Origin of the sequence: Catelliglobosispora koreensis DSM 44566, assembly GCF_000379685.1 — a bacterium.
Lineage (GTDB): Bacteria > Actinomycetota > Actinomycetes > Mycobacteriales > Micromonosporaceae > Catelliglobosispora > Catelliglobosispora koreensis.
Genome location: NZ_KB903250.1, coordinates 660,762 through 678,483, shown reverse-complemented (window position 1 = coordinate 678,483; position 17,722 = coordinate 660,762). Strand labels below are relative to the sequence as shown.

Genomic DNA, 17,722 nt, shown 5'->3' with positions numbered 1-17,722 from the left:
GCGGTGGCGATGCGTTTGCCTGCCGCTGCGGTCGCCGGTGTGCCGTTGATTATTGGGGTCACCGCAGCACGACCGAGCGGGTGAGGTTGCGTGGTTCGTCGGGGTTGATTCCCTTCGCTTCAGCGATGGCGATCGCCTGGCGCTGAGCCAGGATCAGTTCGGCGAGCGGGTCACGGTCGTGGTGGACGAACGTCGCGCCGGTGGCCTCGACCTGGGCGGGCAGTCCGTCTGGCACCAAGCCAAAGGCCCACACGCCACGGCCGGGAGCGGCGATCGAGACCGGGCCGTGCCGGTAATCCATGGCCGGATAGGACTCGGCCCAGAACACGGCGGCCTCACGGCACTTGAGGGCGGCCTCGTGGGCGAGACCCACGGTCCAGCCCCGGCCGAGGAAGGTGATCTGCTCGGGGTCTCGCAGCGGCAGCTCGGCGGTCAAAGCGGCCGAAGCGTCGGCGATGGCCTGGGTCAGGTCTTCGCCAAGGGATGCGCGCAGCAGGGTCAGCGCGGTGGTCGCGAAGCGGGTCTGCACGACCGACTGCTCGTCAGCCCAGGGCAGCCCGATGACCCGCTTGAACGAGGCGGCAGGGCTGTCGATGTCGCCCAGGATGACCGTGTCCGGCTCCAGGTCGAGCACCTCTGTCGTGGTGCCGGAGCGGGTGATAGCGACCACACGGTCATAGCGGCGGCCTGCCGGGAACTCCGAGGCGGCGAAGGCGTCCGTTTCGCCGTGACCAGCCGCTTCGCGCAGGCTGGCATAGGCCATGGCCATGAACCATGACGTGCCACAGCCGACGACCGCGACGCGCTCGCCACGTTGCGGCAGAAGGTGTTCCACCTCAGGTACCAGGGCAACGGCACGGCGCCAGCAGTCAGGCTGGCTCTGTATTTCCGCGGCGACAAAGGTCATGACCGTTGCTCTCTCCTGGTGTCGTGCCTGCGCGTATTAGCTCGAAACTCAGTGGTTTCGCGCGTCATTCTGCTTGGCCGGATTCTGGTGCGGCAACCTTCGAGCAGCACCTTGCTTTGCACACGTGCGTTTCGAGCATTATTGTGCAGCAAACGAGCAGGAGTTGACACTTATGGACCGGTACACGAGGTGGAACTCGCTGCTGGAGCTGCTAACAGACTCCGGCCGGGTGACGGTCGAGGAGGCCGCGGAGCGGCTAGACGTCTCTCAGGCAACCATCCGACGCGATTTCGATCAGCTGGCTCAGCAGCAAATGATCACGCGCACCCGAGGTGGTGCGGTGGCCAACGGCGTGTCCTATGACTTGCCGTTGCGGTACAAGACGGCGAAGCACTCGGCGGAAAAGCAGCGCATCGGCACCATCGCCGCTTCACTGGTCAGTCCAGGGATGGTGGTCGGGCTCAACGGTGGCACCACGACCACCGAAGTCGCGCGGGCACTTGCCGTGCGGCCCGAGCTCAATTCGACGTCAGACGACGCTCAGCTGACCGTCGTCACCAACGCGCTGAACATCGCCAACGAGTTGCTCGTGCGCTCGCGCATGAAGATTGTCGTCACCGGCGGGGTGGTCCGGCCGCAGTCGTTCGAGCTCGTCGGCCCGCTTGGTGGCGGCATCCTGCGTGAGATCACGTTGGACCTGGCGCTGCTCGGTGTGGACGCGATCGACGTCTCGCTGGGAGCGGCAGCGCATCACGAGGGTGAAGCCGCGATGAATTCGCTGATGGTGGCACGGGCGAAACGGGTCGTCATCATCGCTGACTCGTCCAAATTAGGCAGTCATGCCTTCGCTCGCATCTGTCCCGTCGAGCGGGTTGAGACGCTGGTGACAGATGCTGGCGCGGCTCCTGAGACCGTGGCGGCGTTCCGTGCGGCGGGCCTCAAAGTCATAGTTGCGTAAGTCGTTTAAGGGATTTTTTCAGGGTTTCCCCGGGGCTGCTCAGCGCTTGTATACCGAGTATGGTCTGGCCATGACTTCCTCCGTGTTGGAGATCAAGGGCCTCAAGAAGACGTACCGTTCGCGCGGTGGCCCTCGCCGCGCGCTCGACGGTTTCGACATGCATGTCGAAGCTGGCCAGGTGCACGGCTTCCTCGGGCCTAACGGATCCGGCAAGACCACCACCCTGCGCACGCTGCTCGGCCTGATCAAATCTGACGGCGGCGAGATGCGCATTCTTGGGTCTGAGCTTCCCGAGGCGCTGCCGAAGGTCGTTTCCCAGGTCGGCGCCATCGTCGAGAGTCCGCAGTTCTTCGCCAACTTCACCGCGCGCGACACGTTGTCCCTACTGGCTGACGCTGGGGACCTGCCGCAGTCGCGAGTGGACTGGGCCTTTGAATTGGTGGGGTTGCGCGACCGCGCGAACGAGCGGGTCAAGACGTACTCCCTAGGCATGAAACAGCGCCTCGCGGTCGCTTCCGCGCTGCTCAAGCAACCACGGCTGCTCATCCTCGACGAGCCGGCCAACGGTCTGGACCCGGGCGGCATCCGGGAAATGCGCGAGATGATGGCGACGCTGTCGGCGGGCGGCATGACCGTCGTGCTGTCGAGTCACATCCTCAGCGAGATCCAGGTGATCTGTGACCAGGTGACCATCATTTCGCTGGGCCGCCGCGTCGCCTACGGCCCGGTTTCTGAGGTGCTGGCCGCTCACTCCACCGGGCAGGTCAAGGTCGTGCTCGAGTCTGCCGTTGACCTCGGGCTCGCCGCGTCGGTGCTGATGAACGCCGGGCTGGCCGCGACGGTCAACGGTGATCATTTGCTGGTGTCCGGAGTGGACAAGCCCGCTTCGATCAGCAGAGCCCTTGCCGCGCAACAGCTTTACGTCGCTGAGCTGACCCCACAGCACGCCGACCTGGAAAGTGTCTTCCTTGAACTGACCGGCACGGCCCCCGTGCCAGGACAGCACCGTTCCGTTGACGACAGCGTCAGAGTTGAGAGTGGCCAATGAGTCTCGTCAAGGCGGAACGCCGCCGGTTCTTCAAACGCCGCATGACGGTCTGGATGCTGGTGATCGGTTTGGCGATCCTCGGCGCGATCGGGGCCGGGTTTGTCGCGACCCACTCCAAGCACACTCCCGAGGCCGTGGCGGCTGGCGAGGCGAAAGCCAAAGCCGCCTATGCCAAGGAAGTGCGCGAGTTCGAGGACAAGTGGAAGAAAGAGTGTGAAGCCACATCGAAGGACCCGGCTGCCTGCCAGGGGCCACCCGCTGAGTACTTCACCGCCGAGCACTACATGAAGCCCGAGTTCGACTTCAAGCTGTTCTACGGCGAAATCCTCATCATCTGGGCCGCCATCATGGCGATGATCGCGTTCGTCCTCGGCGCGACCTACATCGGAGCCGAGTGGAGTTCCGGCGCGATGATGAACCTGCTCACCTGGCGCCCGAAGCGCATTAGTGTGCTCGGCACCAAGCTCGGTGTCCTCTTAGGGTCCATGGCCGCCATCGGCACCGCGACCCTTCTGCTGTGGACGGGCATGCTCTGGGGCATCGCCAAAGTCGCGGGGCACACCAACGGGATGACCGGCAGTGCGTGGGGCTCGTTCGGGCTGGCCGGCCTGCGCGGGGTCGCGATGATTATGGCCTTCGCGGCGCTGGGCTTCGGTCTGGCCTCGCTGGGCCGGCATACAGCGCTCGCCTTAGGTGTGGCGATTGGTGTCGTCATCGTGGGCCAGATCGGTTTGTCCATCGTTTTGGCGATGGCCGACGTGCCGTTCTTTGAGCGCTATCTGATCCCGGTTCACATGGACGCGTGGCTGAAGAAGTCGGTCGAACTCGAAGGCGGTGGCTACACCTGTGGCCCCAGCGGCTGTATCCCGGAGGCGGTGAGTGAACTGACCTACAAGACGTCAGGGCTGATCGGGCTCGCTGTCGTCGTCGCCGTCACCGCACTCGCTTTCTGGTCGATCAAGCGTCGCGACGTGGCATAACGTCGTTAGGCCACATAGACTCAAGGTTCTCGCCGGTTTGGCCCTGTGCCAGGCCGGCGAGAAAACCGGTTGAGCGAAATGGCCGAGAGGATCGCGATGCGGGATGACACGCACGAAGACGTGAAGGTGGATTCCCCGCTCCGCATTCCCGGTCAGCAGCGCCGCGTCGTCGATGACGAAGTCGACACCGATTTCGAGGCCACCGAGGTCCTAGAAGCACAACTTGAGGACACGGCGGCACTGTCCGAACGCGACCTGAGCATTCTCGCCTTCGAGAAGCAGGCTTGGCGTCACGCCGGCGCGAAGGAACAGGCCATCAAGGAGAAGTTCGGGCTGTCCGGCACCCGCTATTACCAACTGCTGAACGCTCTGCTCGACAATCCGGCCGCTCTGGAGCACGATCCGGTGCTCGTGGGGCGGTTGCGCCGCATCCGGGGTTCTCGCGCCCGGCAGCGCTCCAGGTAATTCTCGGGGTTCCCCGTAAGGGAAACCCCGAGCTTCGCACCCACCGTCCGCCAGAATCACAGGCTCCTTGCAGGAACGTGGGTCGAAACTTTCAGCAATCTTTCGCACTACCGCACGTAGTCTGGCTCCCATGCGTAAACGCTGGGTATCCATCGGTGTGGCAGCCGCCGTCCTGATCGGGCTCGTGACCTGGGCGATTCTGCCCGCTCCGGTCACCTATGACGAGATCGATGAGCGGATCACCGCTGGCGATGTCACTTTGGACGCCCGGCTCTACCGGCCCAAGGATGGCGACAAGGTTCCCGCGATCCTGCTGGCCCATGGCTTTGGCGGCACCAAGCTGAGCGTCGCCGAAGACGCCAAAGAGCTTGCCGCCCAAGGATATGCGGTCCTGACATGGACCGCCCGTGGCTTCGGGCAGAGCACCGGCCAGATTCATTTGAACTCCCGTGACCACGAGGTCAAGGACGCCCAGGCCCTGCTCGACTGGCTGGCGGCCCGCGACGACATTGAGCTCGACGCGGCCGGTGACCCCAGGGCGGGCGTGGTCGGCGGTTCCTACGGTGGAGCGCTGGCGCTGATGCTGGCGGGTCAAGACACGCGCGTTGACGCGATCGTTCCGATGATCACCTGGAATGACCTGAACGAGTCGCTTTTCCCGGGCGGAGTGTTCAAGCAGAGCTGGGCGGGGCTCTTCTTTACCGCTGGCATGTCGCGCAACCCGCTCGCCGGGGGCAGCCCGCAGTGCGGCCGCTGGGCTGATGACGTCTGCCAGACCTATCTGCGCATCGCCGAGACCGGCGTGCTCGACGCGGATGCCAAGGCGCTGAACCTGACCCGCAGCCCGTCCACGACACTGAACCAGATCAAGGCTCCGACCCTGCTCATCCAAGGTGAAGCTGACTCGCTGTTCCCGCTGTCCGAAGCGGACGCCAACGCGCGCGGCATCACCAACGCCAAGGTGCGGCTCGCTTGGTACACGGGTGGCCATGACGGCGGTTCCGGGCCACAGTCAGATCAGAACCGGGTCAAATTCCTTACGCTGCAATGGCTTGACCACTATGTGAAGAAGACCGGAGCCGAGCCGTCAGGCACCTTCACCTATTCGCGCATCGCTGGCCTTGACCCCGTTGAGCAAGGGCGCCTGGCCACGGGGTTCCAGCTCGGCACCTATCCCGGTCTGGCCGGCACCGAGGCGGTGACCATCCCCGTGAACGGATCGTCGCAGCAGATCGCCAACCCGCCCAACGGCAATCCCGCCGCGATCACGGCTTTGCCACAGGCGGGCGCACTGTCGTCTTTGGCGGGGCTGGCGGGAGGTGCTGGCTTCGCCGCGGATCTGCCTGGGCAGCATGGCAATTGGCTGTCTGAACCGCTCACGGAATCACTGAATGTCGTTGGCAGCCCGACGGTTTCCATCAAGGCGGCGTCACAGACCGGGGAAGCGGTGCTGTTCGTCAAGCTCTACGACGTCGATCAAAACGGACAGTCGAGCTTGAGCAACGGCCTGATAGCACCGATCCGGCTCACGGGGCTTCCGGCCAGCCTGGATCAAGCCCAGCCGATTAAGGTCACGCTGCCCGCGATCGTGCGCAACTTCGAAGACGGGCACCGCATTCGCATCACCATCGCGACCGCCGACCAGGCCTACCTCGGGCCGGTCGCGCCAATGCTCTACAGCGTCGATGTCGCCAGCGCGGTCGCGATCCCGGTAGTCCCAGCCACTGCCATCGCGACGGCTGACACGCTTTGGATCTACGTGCTGGGCGGTCTGGTCGCGCTTTTGGTCATCGGGCTCGTGGTGGGCATCATCCTGGCCCGCCGCCGGCACAGCCGTCGCGATAAGACAATCATCGACGGGTACGCCGATGTGCCCCTCCACGTTCGTGGACTGCGCAAGACATACGGCGATTTCGTGGCCGTCGAGAGCATCGACTTCACCGTGAAACGCGGCCAGGTCGTGGGTCTTCTGGGACCCAACGGTGCTGGCAAGACGACCAGCCTGCGGGTGCTGATGGGGCTAACGCAGGCGACCGAGGGCGAGGTGCTCATCTTCGGTCACCCGCTCGCGCCCGGAACCCCTGTCCTGTCAAGGATCGGGGCGCTCGTGGAGGGTCCGGGCTTCCAGCCGCACCTGACCGGACGCCAGAATCTGCACTCCTATTGGAAGGCCACCGGCCGTCCTACTGAGGACGCGAAGTTCCCTGAGGCGCTGGAGATCGCGGGCTTGGGCGACGCGATCGATCGCCGCGTCAAGGACTACAGCCACGGCATGAAGCAACGGCTCGCCGTCGCCCAGGCGATGCTAGGCCTGCCTGAGCTTCTCGTCCTCGACGAGCCCACGGACGGCCTTGACCCGCCACAGATCGCCGAAATGCGGCGGGTGCTGCAGCGCTACGCCACCGATGGCCGGGCGGTGCTGGTGTCCAGCCACCTGCTCGCTGAAGTGGAGCAAACCTGTACGCACGTTGTCGTCATGCATAAGGGCGTGGTCGTCGCGTCCGGCAAGGTCGACGAGATCGTGGGCGACTCACCGACCACGGTATTCGATGTGTCCGATGTGGACTTGGCACAGAAGACGCTCGACAAACTGTCCGTCACGTATGCCTTGGACGGCAACGGTTCTCTCGTCGTCGATCTCGGTGAGCACACCCGCGCAGAGACGGTGGCCGCTCTCGTCGCCGCGGGCGTCGGGGTCGACCGGGTCACGCCACGGCGCCGCCTAGAAGACGCCTTCCTTGCCCTGGTGGGCACCTCGACGGCTGGGAGTGGAGACCGATGAGCACGACTGTCACTAACGGAGCGGCTGCGGGTTATCGTCCAACCGCGACACTGACGTTCGCTTCTGAGTTCATGCGGCAGTGGCGCCGGCGGCGTACCCAATGGGCGTTGGGGTTTATGGTTTTGCTCCCGGTCATCATCTTGATCGCCTTCGAGATCGGCGGCGAGGGTGATGATGACAATGGCCGGGGCACCTTCGCCTCGATCATCGACGTCGCGCTAGCGGGCGGGCTGAACTTCGCCCTGTTCTGCCTGTTCGTGTCCTCGTCGTTCCTGCTCGTCGTCGTCTTCGCGTTGTTCCACGGCGACACGGTCGCGTCCGAGGCGAGCTGGGGAAGCTTGCGTTATCTCCTGGCGGTGCCGGTCCCACGTGGGCGGTTGCTCGGCATCAAACTCGCTGTGGCGCTTACCTATTCGCTCATGGCGGTCGCGGTGCTCGTGGCGACCGGGCTTCTGCTCGGCACCTTGCGCTACGGCTGGCATCCGCTCGCCTCAGGCATTTCGGCCGATGTTCCGCCTGGTGAAGGCTTGCTGCGCCTGCTCGGCATCGCGGGCTACTTCTGCATTTCGCTGCTGGTCGTTGCCGGGATCGCGTTCCTGCTCTCAGTGCTGACCGACGCACCCCTGGGCGCGGTCGGCGGAGCGGTGCTGTTGTTTATCGTGTCGAGCATCCTCGATCAGATCACCGCGCTCGGCGAGATCCGCAACTTCCTCCCGACGCACTTCGCGCGCAGTTACTTAGGCTTGCTCACGTCACCGGTGCAGTTCGATGGCATGGTCAAGGGGACGATCTCGGCCCTGTGTTATGCCGCCCTGTTCTGGGGTCTGGCCTTCTGGCGCTTCACCCGCAAAGACGTGACGAGCTAACGAGGTTTACCTAATTCTTACATTGGGCATGCAAAAGCCTTACTCGCTGAGATCATTGTCGGCGGGCGAGTCGTAACAACAGGCAGGGATCTTCGACTGGCCGCCCCTGAAGAAGATTTCTGCACTGCCCTCCCCAAATATCCCGCAATGCCTTGAGCCGGGCTCTCCCTGAGAGCCCGGCTCAAGACCTGTTACAGTGGGCGCGCAACGCCATAACTGAAAAGACCTCATCCAGAGGAGCAGAGGGACACGGCCCGATGAAGCTCCGGCAACCGGCCAGGTCGCAGGCAGTAACGGTAGAGGGACACGGCACAGTGATCCCCACCGAAGCTCCGATGACCCACGTTCGCTGAAGAACGGTTTGGTGCCAACTCCGTCCGGGATAACCCGGAAAGATGAGAGGAAAATCCTCATGACTCTTGCTGCACCCACATCCGTCCTCGGCGCCGCTTCGCCCGCTCGTGGCCTGGAATGCCGCGGCTGTGGAGCCCGCTTCCCCCTCGCCGCGCAGCACGCGTGTTACGAGTGTTTTGGCCCGCTTGAGGTGTGGTACGACGCCGAAGCGCTCGCCACGGTCACGCGGGAACAAATCGAGGCAGGTCCCCAGAACATCTGGCGTTATGCCGGGCTGTTGCCCGCTGGCCAGGACGCCGCTGCCCGCGTCACGCTCGATCCCGGCTTCACCCCGCTCGTGCGCGCTGACCATCTCGCGGCCGAGCTGGGCATCACCGGCAAGCTGTGGGTCAAGGACGACTCGGCCAACCCGACACACTCGTTCAAGGACAGGGTCGTGTCGGTGGCCCTGACGGCGGCCAAAGCGCTGGGCTTCACCCGCTTCGCCTGTGCTTCCACGGGCAACCTCGCCAACTCGGTCGCCGCTCACGCGGCCCGCGCGGGCGCGCCCTCGATCGTGTTCATCCCCTATGACCTCGAGCTCGGAAAGGTCATCACGACGGCGGTTTACGGCGGTGACCTGGTCGCGATCGAAGGCTCCTACGACGACGTCAACCGCCTGTGCTCCGAGCTGGTGGAGACCGACGACTTCGAAGACACCGCTTTCGTCAACGTCAACGTCCGCCCGTTCTACGCCGAGGGCTCCAAGACGCTGGGCTACGAGGTGGCTGAACAGCTCGGCTGGCGGATTCCGGCGCAGGTGGTCATCCCGATGGCCTCGGGCGAGCTGTTGACCAAGGTGGACAAGGCGTTCGAGGAACTGGTCGCGGCCGGTCTCGCCGTCGCACCTCAAGGGTGGCGTGTCTTCGGCGCTCAGTCGGCCGGGTGTAACCCGATCGCGACCGCGCTGCACGGCGGCGGCACGGAGATCGTGCCGGTAAAGCCGACTGGCATCGCGAAGTCCCTCAACATCGGTGACCCCGCGGCCGGGATCTACGCGCTCGAATCGGTCCGGCGCACGGGCGGCTGGATGGACTACGTGAACGACGACGAGATCCGCGACGGCATCCGGTTGCTGGCCCGCACGACCGGCATCTTCGCCGAGACCGCTGGGGGCGTGACCACCGCGGTGACGTCCAAGCTCGTCGCGAGCGGGAAACTTGACCCAACGCTCGAAACGGTGATCTACAACACCGGCGAGGGCCTCAAGACGATCGACGCCGTCGCAGGTCAGGTCGGCCCGACCTATCAGGTCAAGCCGTCACTGCGGGCCGCCCGGGAGGTCGGCCTCATCCAGTAATTCGGGTGCGCGCCAGCCGAGCAGTGCGCGAGGCTGGCGGTATGGCCATCGTTATCAAGCCGGCGGTTCCCGCTGATGCCGCCTCGATCGAGGCGTTTGTCGAGGCGGGCAACGCCGTCCGCGAGGTGAGCTTCCCAAAGTGGCGGCATTACACGCCACGCATGGCGGAGCTGATGCTTTCCGTGCCGATGCCCGCGGTCCGGCACGAGTTCTTCGTCGCCTGGCAGGACGGGCAGCCGGTCGGCCGCATCATGGCCGATATCCCGACTAAGGAGAACCTCGACGTTCTGGCCGCCGACGTCTGGGTGATCCCCTCCGCCCGGCGCAAGGGCATTGGCACCAAGCTCTTCGAGTTCACCAAGAGCCTGGCTGACTCCTATGACCGCAAGCGCCTGTTCGCTTCGTCGCTGTGGCCTGCGGAAGGGTTCGAGTATCCGGACTCTTCCGGGGCCGCCTTCGCCGAGCACCTGGGCTATAAGCCGTCGATGGTGGACATGAGCCGGCGTCTCGACGTGACAGCGGCCGATGATGCCGCCCACGAGGGAATGCTGCAGCGCGCCAAGGCCAAAGCCACCGATTACACGGTGGTTCAGTGGAAAGGGCTGCCGCCCAGCCAGTACGCCGAAGATCTCGCCTACCTGGATTCCCGTTTGGGAACCGATGCCCCCCAAGGCGAGCTGAACATCGAAGCCCCGAAGATCGACGCTGACCGGATGCGTGCCTTCCAAAAGGCCAACCTCGCCCGGGAAAAGATCGGCTATCACACCGCCGCGGTGCACGCGCAGACCGGGCGGCTCGTTGCCTGGACCACCATTACCAAGGAGCAATCCCTTGCCTGGCATGGCTTCCAGCAGATCACCATCGTCGATCCTGATCACCGGGGAAACCGTCTGGGCGCACTGGTCAAAGTGGAGAATCTGCGCTTCCTCCGAGCCGAGGAGCCGACCGTCACCTCGATCGATACGTTCAACGCGGCGGACAACTCTTACATGATCGCGATCAACGAATCGATGGGCTTTAAGCCGCTCTATGCCTTCCAGAACTGGCAACGCGAAATCTAAGGATTACCAATGACTTTCAGGATCACCTCAGACCTTGACGCCGCGTCAGCTGCCGTATGGGCACGCCTGCACGGTCAGGTCGCCGATCACGACCGCCCGGGCTGGCAGCATATGGACCCCGAAGCCGTGCTGCGACAGTGGAAATATCAGTGGGTCGGCAGGCAAACCGAGTACTACATCGCCTGGGAGGGCGAAGAACCCATTGCCATCATGGAGATTTCGGTTGGCACCCGGGAAAACCTCGACAAGGCTCAGGTCAGCATCGACGTCATGCCGCAGTGGCGTCGCCGGGGCGTTGGGCGCCAGCTGTTCGATCTCGCGGTTGAGCGATCGAAAGCCTTGGGCCGCAACAAAATATTGTCGCACACGGCGTGGTCGCTCCCCGGCATCCTCGCCCACGACGGCGGTGCCGGACCAGCGTTCGCACAGACGATGGGTTTCGAGAGCGCCAACCTGCCCGAGGTCATGCGGCGCCTCGATCTATCCACAGTGGACAATGACGTGCTCGATGGCTTGCTTTCCAAGGCCAAGGACAAATCCAGTGGGTACGCGGTGCGGCAGTGGATCGACACGGCACCGGATGATCTCGTCGATGACGTCGCCTACCTTGACGGCCGCCTGTCCACAGACGCACCCATGGGCGATCTCGACATGGACGCTGATCAGGTTGACGCGGCACGGATTCGCGAAGTCGAGCAGACGATGAAAAAGCGCGGCCGCAAGAACTATCACACCGGTGCGGTGCACGTGGAAACTGGCCGTCTTGTGGCCTGGACCACCATCAACACCGGTCCAGACACCCCGGAACACGCCTGGCAGTTCATCACGATCGTCGACCCCGACCACCGTGGCCACCGGCTGGGCGCTCTGGTCAAAGTGGAGAACCTGCGCTTCTTCCAGGCCAATGAACCTGCGGTGGAACGGATCGACACGTTCAACGCGGCGGAGAACAGCTACATGATCTCGATTAACGAGGACATGGGCTTCCGCGCCAAGTTCGCGTTCGCGAACTGGAAGCGTGACGTTTAGTGGTAGGGATTGAGCAGCTTTATCAGGCCTAGAGCACGGGTTGTCATGGCACGAAACACTTTGTGCCGTGACAACCCGATGAGGTCCTCCAGATAGGGCACGGCCAGCTCCATGACTTTGGTCGTGCGCTGCTGGTTGGGCGACTGGTCGTGCACCCAGTAGGCGACCAGGCCCAGTTGCGCCAGGAAGAGAAAGTCCGGCAGCTGTTCGCGCAGCTGTGCGTCCATTTTCAGCGTCGTCCCGGCAACGAACCGCCGGTAGACGTCCATCGCCATCTCCCGCGACTGCGCCGACTCGGGCGAGAACGGGCTCAGCGGCGATCCGGGGACGGCGGCGAGCCCGATGAACTTGCCGCCAAACTCGTGATGCGGGCGCCAAACCTCGATCCCGGCCCGCAAGATCCCCATCAGCTGCTCGGAAAACGATCCGCCTTTGGCGAGCACTTCGTTGACGCCGGCCAGATGTTCCTTCTGCAGCTGCAGATAGAACTCTTGCACCAGCACCTCTTTGGAGGCGAAGTAGTAATAGGCGTTGCCGACCGAGACCCCAGCGGCGCTAGCTATCGCACGCATCGTCGTCTTCTCATAGCCCAGTTCACTGAACAAGCGCAGTGCTGTGTCCACGATCAGCTTGCGGGTCTGCTCACCCCGGCCGGATTCGGTAGTCGTCATCGATTCACCAGCCTAACGATTCCCCAGACGATCGCCCCCGCCGCGGCCAGAACGGCGAACAGCCCGGCGAAGAACGGGGCGAGCGGAACCGCCCACAGTCCCAGCGCGAGAGTCAGTGTCCACAGCAGATAGCAGACGGTGGCCAGACCCCAGAGGTACCAAAGGATGCCGCTGTTAGCTGGTCTGTCCCGCCGGAGGCGGCGTGCTGACGCGACGCTCATCAGGACTCCGGGAAGCTGTGCCGCCGCGATGAACACCGCGATGAGGACGACGACACCCCAGCGCTCACGCGTGTGCTGCCAAGCCTCCGCGCTCGTGTATCGCACGTAGTTCGTGTGTATGAACACCGTCACGCCAGCCACCGACAGCAGCAGGCCGGTGATCCATACGCCTGCGTACCAGAGGGCGGTTTTCGCGTACCACGTCATCGGTTTCATAGCCGCGCAGCCTTGCACAGATTGACCGGGGTCATGACCCCGCGCTTGCGGACGACCCGGATCGCGTCTGCCAGAGCGAGCAGGGCCAGCCCGCCAATCACAGGAAACGCGGCGAACATGCTGACGTAGATGGCGCCAATGAACCAGCCGTATGGTCCGGCAAGCCAGCCGAAGGCGATCATCGCGGCCAGGGTGCCGGCGAAGGCCACCCAGAGGAGCCAAAGCATCGCCTGGCGGGGCCAAGCCAGAGCTCGCGCGGCTGGCTGGCGCAGCTGCACGAGCCCAAGGCCGGCCGCGTAAGCAAGAGGCACCAGAAGGTGGGCGAGCACGACCGCCGCGCCGAGGATGACGAGAGTCTCGGCGAATCCGACACCCGGCGTGGTCGTGCGGGCGATGAGGTTCAGGTGACCGATGATGCTGAGCACCCAGGCCGTGACCCAGACGGGCACGCACCAGAGCAGAACCAGAACGTGCCGGTTCATAGGACTGTCCTTTCGTGAGTTTTGAGGTGGTGGCCCGCCAGACACGAGCCACCACCTCCCCCGTTTGGTGCCGAGTTACTGCGGAGCGGTCAGGCCGCCCTGGGTGGGTGCGAACCGGGGCGCGCGCGGCGCGGGCGGCTCAAGCTGGCCGACGTGCTGGCGCTGGAAGCGCTTGCGGTAGCTGCCCAGCACGATGATGTTGAACAGGTGCATCAGGCCGAGCGCCAGCAAAATGACGCCGAGCTTCCACGCGCCGGTTTCGATGGCGCCGGTCGCGTCCGTGATGACGTCGTTGGTCTTCATGAACAGAGCGACGTAGCCGAGGTTGATCAGATAGAACCCGACTTGCAGCAGCCGGTTGACGGCTGTGGCCAGTTCTTCGCTGGCGAGCGCGTCGCGCAGGAACACCTGGCCGTTGCGGAACAGGGTGCGGGCGACCCAGATGGTCAGCCCGACGGTGATGACGAGGTACCCGAGGTACATGGCGAGCTTGGGGGTCATGTCGCACTCCTTTTTGAACGTGTTCAACTCTCATCACTCACGCTAGAGCACAAGTTGAACGCGTTCAAGTGTGTTGGCGGTCACGGGTGCGGCATGATGGAGCGCATGGATTTCTTCGCCACCCATGAGGAGCTTCTGACCACCGCTCTGCGGGCAATCTCCGAGCGCGGGTACTGGTCGGCCTACCCCGAATCGCCGAGCCCCAAGGTGTACGGCGAAACCGCCGCCGCCGACGGAAAGGCCGCCTTCGAAGCGGCACTCGGCAAGGACTACGCCCTGGGACAGTCCGCTAAGGAGACGATCGCGCCCGAGATCTCCCCGCTCGGCATCGAGCTGGGGGTCCGTTATCCACTGATGTCTGTGGACACGCTGATCACTAACGCACAGGGCGCCTGGCGCGGTTGGCGTGAGGCCAGCCCGCAAGTGCGTGCCGGGGTGAGCCTGGAAATCCTGTCCCGTTTGCACAAGCGGGTTTTTGAGCTAGCTAACGCGGTCCACGCGACCACCGGGCAAGCCTTCGTCATGGCGTTTCAGGCCGGTGGGCCGCACGCGCTCGACCGTGCGCTCGAAGCCGTCGCCTATGGCTATGCCGAGCAGACGCGCCAGGTGCCGTCGGTGACGTGGACGAAGAAGGCCGACTCGCTGGAGAAGACCTATCACGTCGCCCCGCGCGGCATCGGCCTGGTGATCGGCTGCAACACCTTCCCGACGTGGAATTCGTGGCCAGGCCTGTTCGCCTCGCTCGTGACCGGTAACCCGGTGATCGTCAAGCCGCACCCGCGCGCCGTCCTGCCCCTGGCCATGACCGTTCAGGTCGCCCGCGAAGTGCTGTCCGAAGCCGGTTTCGACCACAACGTGGTCCAGCTCGCGGCCGACACTCGCGAAGCCCCGATCACGAAAGACCTCGCGCTGCGGCCGGAGGTCAAGCTCATCGACTTCACCGGCTCGACCGCCTTTGGTGACTGGCTTGAGCAAAACGCCAAGCAGGCGCTGGTCTACACGGAGAAGGCCGGCGTGAACACGGTCATCATCGACTCCACCAACGACTTCGCGGGCATGACCCGCAACCTGGCCTTCTCGCTCATCCTCTACAGCGGCCAGATGTGCACGACACCGCAGAACCTCCTGATTCCGCAGGGCGGCATCGAGACCGAGGCCGGGCACAAGAGCTTCGACGAAGTGGTGCAGGGCATCGCCGGTGCCGTGTCCGCGCTGACCGCCGACCCGGCCAAGGCCGTCGAGCTGACCGGTGCCATCGTGAACGACGAGATCCCGGAGCGCATCGACGCGGCTCGCAAGATGGGCGAGGTCGTGCTCGACTCCGTTGAGGTGACCCACCCCGCGTACCCGGGGGCGGTCGTGCGCACGCCACTGATCGTCAAGGTGACCGACGGCTATGCCACCGAGTGCTTCGGCCCGGTGAGTTTCGCGATCCCGACCGAGTCCACATCGGACAGCATCCGCATCTTCCGCGAAACGGTCGGTGCCAAGGGTGCGCTCACGGCTGGCGTCTACAGCACCTCTGACGCCGTGCTCGACGACGTCGAGGATGCCGCTGTCGAAGTCGGCGTGCACCTGTCGCAGAACCTGACCGGTGGCGTGTTCGTCAACCAGTCAGCCGCGTTCTCCGACTTCCACGCCTCCGGGGCCAACCCGGCGGCCAACGCCTCGCTGACCGACGGCGCTTTCGTGGCCGGACGGTTCCGCATCGTCCAATCACGACGGCCCGTTACGGCGCCTGCTGCCTGAGATAAGGCATCAGTTGGGCACCGGCCGATTCACAGAGGCTGGTGCCCAACTCCATGCCTTCCTCAGCGGGGTAACGCACAAGCACACCCAGGCTCCACGTCGCGCCGATCGCCAGGCACGAGACGTGCCACAGGCCGTCTTCCTCCCGTGCGTACCAGCCGTTCTTGATCGCGATGTCCCGTGCCTCAGCGGCGGGAAACGCTTTTCTCGGACCAAAGTCGCCGTCACCGCGTACCCCCCTCATCTGGGTTAAAAGCCAAGCGGTCCAAGGCCCGGCGGCCCGCCCGTCAGCCACGCACCCACCCAGCCGGGCGGTGTCCCGCGCCGAAATAACGGTGTCGGACCAGCGATACTCGACCGTTCCCGCGTGCGCGTCGGTCAAACCGCAGACGCGGACCATCCGCTCGATGCTGGCCTTGGTCGCGTTGCGGTTGTGGAATTCCGTGGCGATGTCGTTATCGGAGTCGCGAATCATCTCCGAGAGCCGCTCTAGCGTTTCCCTGTCTGGCTTGGAGCGCGCCCGGGACAGAAAGTCGGCGGCGATCCACACCTTGACCAGGGACATCGTGTCTCCGGGTGCGGCCAGGTTGGCCGAGCCAATGAGTTCACCGGTCTTCAAGTCGAGCATGGCCCAGCTGGCGAATGAAGCTCCGTCAAGGGCGACGCGGGGGAAGCGCCGCGAACCCGAAGGGCTGGATCCCACCGCCGGCTGCTGACCCGCGTGCGATCGAGCAAAGAAGATCAATGTAATCCCGGATCCCGTGAGCACGATGGCGATTACGGTTGCCAATGCGTTCAGCCAGCTTCTTCGCATAAATACCCAACGAATCGCAGCCCCTGGGAGTGTCAGCTATCTGTTTTGGGTCTGTCCGAAGGGCTACTGCTTCGTGTAGCGTGCGAGGACGGCTGTTTTCCAGCCGGGGGCGCGGGGAGCACGAACCCGAACCCAGCTAAACAGAGTGAGGAAGTGCACAGTGGCACAGGGCAGCGTCAAATGGTTCAACAGCGAGAAGGGCTACGGCTTCATCGCGGTCGACGGTGGACAGGATGTTTTCGTCCACTTCTCCGCGATCCAGGCCGATGGCTACAAGTCGCTTGAGGACGGACAGCGCGTCGAGTTCGAGATCGCGCAGGGCCAAAAGGGCCCGCAGGCGGAGATGGTCCGGGTCATCGGCTAAACCGCAAGACAAAGACTTCTGACGCGAGCGAGGGGCTCGGCTGCCCAAAAAGGTAGCCCGGCTCCTCGCTCTTTTGTGTATCGTCCGCCTTCATGTTCGCCCTGCTCGCCGCCACGTGGAAACGTCTGCTGCTCCTCGGTTTGCTGGCACAGCTTCCTTTTGCCGTCATCTTCGGCGTCGCGTTCGCCGCTGTCCACGCGGGACTTGTCAGCCCGCTCGCGTTAACCCCCGTCAGCGTGGTTCTCGGCGAGTTCCTCGCGGCATGGATTTGGGCGGCCAGCCTGATTGTCTTGCAGGCAAGGGCATCCGGCGAACAGATGGCGGTTTGGGCCACCGTGCGCGCGGCTCTGCGGGACTGGCGGCAGGTGCTCAAACTGTGGGCGCTGTTCGTGATGCTGTCCTCGCCCTACCTCGCGTATACGGTCTATTTCGCGATGACGCTGGACATCAGCGCGGCACCGCTTCTCGGCCACCCCGTGGCCGAATTGGTTTTCCACTACCTGTCATTCGCTTTCATCCTGCTGCCGCTGGCGGTGCTCGTTGAGCGGCGCGGGCTGGCCCGTGCTTTCAGGCTGTCCCATTTTTCCGTCCGGACGGCCGCGGTCCTCATCGTCTGGCTCGTGGCCGGGATCGCCGTGGACAGGGCGCTGGACTTCGCGGAGGCCGTGGTGCCGTCGGCTGGAGCCACGGTCGCGCTGAGTTTCCTGATCGACATAGCCATGGGCGTGATCGGCTCGGTAGTGATCTACGCGATCTTCCTGCGCATCCGCACTGCTGAGAAAGCGCGGGAAATAGCCACTCCAGCGCAGGCTGCCGTGCTCTGAAGACTCACTTCGCTTGCACTCGGCGGGTGAGAGTGCTAAACAAGTGATTGGCACTCACCGCGTGTGAGTGCCAAAAACAAGACCAGAAGTC

Annotated in this window: 18 protein-coding genes and 1 riboswitch; of the genes, 12 read left to right on the top strand and 6 right to left on the bottom strand. The window is 64.3% G+C overall.

Translation table 11 applies throughout. The features are described from left to right. Positions 1-58: 58 nt before the first annotated feature. Positions 59-907, bottom strand: a complete 849-nt coding sequence (locus tag A3E1_RS0110425; protein ID WP_020520708.1) for an SIS domain-containing protein — start codon at positions 905-907, stop codon at positions 59-61. A gap of 172 nt (positions 908-1,079) precedes the next feature. On the opposite strand from A3E1_RS0110425, the gene A3E1_RS0110420 reads away from it, so the two are divergent. From A3E1_RS0110420 to A3E1_RS0110380, 9 genes are all read left to right on the top strand, one after another. After that, positions 1,080-1,865: a DeoR/GlpR family DNA-binding transcription regulator gene (locus A3E1_RS0110420; protein WP_020520707.1), complete on the top strand. Its 786-nt coding sequence runs from the start codon at positions 1,080-1,082 to the stop codon at positions 1,863-1,865. Between the two features lie 70 nt (positions 1,866-1,935). Continuing rightward, positions 1,936-2,913 (top strand): ABC transporter ATP-binding protein, encoded by a 978-nt coding sequence (locus A3E1_RS0110415; RefSeq protein WP_020520706.1) that lies wholly within the window; start codon positions 1,936-1,938, stop codon positions 2,911-2,913. Continuing rightward, positions 2,910-3,893 carry an ABC transporter permease subunit gene (locus tag A3E1_RS0110410; RefSeq protein ID WP_020520705.1) on the top strand — a complete coding sequence of 328 codons (984 nt, stop codon included), beginning with the start codon at positions 2,910-2,912 and terminating at the stop codon, positions 3,891-3,893. Before A3E1_RS0110415 ends, A3E1_RS0110410 begins: the two co-directional genes overlap by 4 nt. A gap of 78 nt (positions 3,894-3,971) precedes the next feature. Continuing rightward, positions 3,972-4,358, top strand: a complete 387-nt coding sequence (locus A3E1_RS39720) for a DUF3263 domain-containing protein (RefSeq protein ID WP_083929427.1) — start codon at positions 3,972-3,974, stop codon at positions 4,356-4,358. A gap of 130 nt (positions 4,359-4,488) precedes the next feature. Beyond that, a complete protein-coding gene (locus A3E1_RS0110400) occupies positions 4,489-7,140 on the top strand; it encodes an alpha/beta fold hydrolase (RefSeq protein WP_020520703.1) in 2,652 nt (883 codons plus the stop codon). After that, positions 7,137-8,006, top strand: coding sequence for an ABC transporter permease (locus A3E1_RS0110395; RefSeq protein WP_020520702.1), 870 nt, complete (start codon positions 7,137-7,139; stop codon positions 8,004-8,006). Before A3E1_RS0110400 ends, A3E1_RS0110395 begins: the two co-directional genes overlap by 4 nt. Positions 8,007-8,230: 224 nt before the next feature. Next, positions 8,231-8,408, top strand: a riboswitch (SAM riboswitch). Between the two features lie 10 nt (positions 8,409-8,418). Beyond that, positions 8,419-9,699, top strand: coding sequence for a threonine synthase (gene thrC, locus A3E1_RS0110390; RefSeq protein ID WP_020520701.1), 1,281 nt, complete (start codon positions 8,419-8,421; stop codon positions 9,697-9,699). A gap of 41 nt (positions 9,700-9,740) precedes the next feature. Then, positions 9,741-10,760 carry a GNAT family N-acetyltransferase gene (locus tag A3E1_RS0110385; RefSeq protein WP_020520700.1) on the top strand — a complete coding sequence of 340 codons (1,020 nt, stop codon included), beginning with the start codon at positions 9,741-9,743 and terminating at the stop codon, positions 10,758-10,760. Between the two features lie 9 nt (positions 10,761-10,769). Further along, complete coding sequence (locus A3E1_RS0110380; protein ID WP_020520699.1) at positions 10,770-11,789, top strand: GNAT family N-acetyltransferase; 1,020 nt, start codon at positions 10,770-10,772, stop codon at positions 11,787-11,789. Here A3E1_RS0110380 and A3E1_RS0110375 read toward each other — a convergent pair. From A3E1_RS0110375 to A3E1_RS39715, 4 genes are all read right to left on the bottom strand, one after another. Continuing rightward, on the bottom strand, positions 11,786-12,460 hold the full coding sequence (locus A3E1_RS0110375) for a TetR/AcrR family transcriptional regulator (protein ID WP_020520698.1): 675 nt from the start codon (positions 12,458-12,460) through the stop codon (positions 11,786-11,788). The two genes, A3E1_RS0110380 and A3E1_RS0110375, sit on opposite strands and share 4 nt — an antisense overlap. After that, entirely contained in the window at positions 12,457-12,897 is a 441-nt protein-coding gene (locus A3E1_RS0110370; protein WP_020520697.1) for a hypothetical protein, read from the bottom strand. The genes A3E1_RS0110375 and A3E1_RS0110370 overlap by 4 nt, the downstream gene beginning before the upstream one ends. Then, positions 12,894-13,379 (bottom strand): hypothetical protein, encoded by a 486-nt coding sequence (locus A3E1_RS0110365; RefSeq protein ID WP_020520696.1) that lies wholly within the window; start codon positions 13,377-13,379, stop codon positions 12,894-12,896. Before A3E1_RS0110365 ends, A3E1_RS0110370 begins: the two co-directional genes overlap by 4 nt. Positions 13,380-13,454: 75 nt before the next feature. Beyond that, positions 13,455-13,880, bottom strand: a complete 426-nt coding sequence (locus A3E1_RS39715) for a hypothetical protein (RefSeq protein WP_020520695.1) — start codon at positions 13,878-13,880, stop codon at positions 13,455-13,457. Positions 13,881-13,985: 105 nt separating this feature from the next. Here A3E1_RS39715 and paaN point away from each other — a divergent pair, with 105 nt between their 5' ends. Continuing rightward, positions 13,986-15,629 carry a phenylacetic acid degradation protein PaaN gene (paaN, locus tag A3E1_RS0110355; protein WP_020520694.1) on the top strand — a complete coding sequence of 548 codons (1,644 nt, stop codon included), beginning with the start codon at positions 13,986-13,988 and terminating at the stop codon, positions 15,627-15,629. Here paaN and A3E1_RS39710 read toward each other — a convergent pair. Next, positions 15,610-16,332: a hypothetical protein gene (locus A3E1_RS39710; protein ID WP_157631423.1), complete on the bottom strand. Its 723-nt coding sequence runs from the start codon at positions 16,330-16,332 to the stop codon at positions 15,610-15,612. The genes paaN and A3E1_RS39710 overlap by 20 nt on opposite strands. A gap of 271 nt (positions 16,333-16,603) precedes the next feature. Between A3E1_RS39710 and A3E1_RS0110345 the strand changes: the two genes are divergently transcribed. Beyond that, complete coding sequence (locus tag A3E1_RS0110345) at positions 16,604-16,807, top strand: cold-shock protein (RefSeq protein WP_020520692.1); 204 nt, start codon at positions 16,604-16,606, stop codon at positions 16,805-16,807. A gap of 92 nt (positions 16,808-16,899) precedes the next feature. Then, the gene (locus tag A3E1_RS0110340) at positions 16,900-17,631 is read left to right on the top strand and encodes a hypothetical protein (protein ID WP_020520691.1); all 732 of its coding nucleotides are present in this window, start codon (positions 16,900-16,902) and stop codon (positions 17,629-17,631) included. Positions 17,632-17,722: the final 91 nt, after the last annotated feature.

What these genes read in the sequence shown, in the direction of transcription:
- A3E1_RS0110425 (WP_020520708.1), bottom strand. Translation starts at nt 907, where the DNA reads ATGACCTTTGTCGCCGCGGAAATACAGAGCCAGCCTGACTGCTGGCGC.
- A3E1_RS0110420 (WP_020520707.1), top strand. Translation starts at nt 1,080, where the DNA reads ATGGACCGGTACACGAGGTGGAACTCGCTGCTGGAGCTGCTAACAGAC.
- A3E1_RS0110415 (WP_020520706.1), top strand. Translation starts at nt 1,936, where the DNA reads ATGACTTCCTCCGTGTTGGAGATCAAGGGCCTCAAGAAGACGTACCGT.
- A3E1_RS0110410 (WP_020520705.1), top strand. Translation starts at nt 2,910, where the DNA reads ATGAGTCTCGTCAAGGCGGAACGCCGCCGGTTCTTCAAACGCCGCATG.
- A3E1_RS39720 (WP_083929427.1), top strand. Translation starts at nt 3,972, where the DNA reads ATGGCCGAGAGGATCGCGATGCGGGATGACACGCACGAAGACGTGAAG.
- A3E1_RS0110400 (WP_020520703.1), top strand. Translation starts at nt 4,489, where the DNA reads ATGCGTAAACGCTGGGTATCCATCGGTGTGGCAGCCGCCGTCCTGATC.
- A3E1_RS0110395 (WP_020520702.1), top strand. Translation starts at nt 7,137, where the DNA reads ATGAGCACGACTGTCACTAACGGAGCGGCTGCGGGTTATCGTCCAACC.
- thrC (WP_020520701.1), top strand. Translation starts at nt 8,419, where the DNA reads ATGACTCTTGCTGCACCCACATCCGTCCTCGGCGCCGCTTCGCCCGCT.
- A3E1_RS0110385 (WP_020520700.1), top strand. Translation starts at nt 9,741, where the DNA reads ATGGCCATCGTTATCAAGCCGGCGGTTCCCGCTGATGCCGCCTCGATC.
- A3E1_RS0110380 (WP_020520699.1), top strand. Translation starts at nt 10,770, where the DNA reads ATGACTTTCAGGATCACCTCAGACCTTGACGCCGCGTCAGCTGCCGTA.
- A3E1_RS0110375 (WP_020520698.1), bottom strand. Translation starts at nt 12,460, where the DNA reads ATGACGACTACCGAATCCGGCCGGGGTGAGCAGACCCGCAAGCTGATC.
- A3E1_RS0110370 (WP_020520697.1), bottom strand. Translation starts at nt 12,897, where the DNA reads ATGAAACCGATGACGTGGTACGCGAAAACCGCCCTCTGGTACGCAGGC.
- A3E1_RS0110365 (WP_020520696.1), bottom strand. Translation starts at nt 13,379, where the DNA reads ATGAACCGGCACGTTCTGGTTCTGCTCTGGTGCGTGCCCGTCTGGGTC.
- A3E1_RS39715 (WP_020520695.1), bottom strand. Translation starts at nt 13,880, where the DNA reads ATGACCCCCAAGCTCGCCATGTACCTCGGGTACCTCGTCATCACCGTC.
- paaN (WP_020520694.1), top strand. Translation starts at nt 13,986, where the DNA reads ATGGATTTCTTCGCCACCCATGAGGAGCTTCTGACCACCGCTCTGCGG.
- A3E1_RS0110340 (WP_020520691.1), top strand. Translation starts at nt 16,900, where the DNA reads ATGTTCGCCCTGCTCGCCGCCACGTGGAAACGTCTGCTGCTCCTCGGT.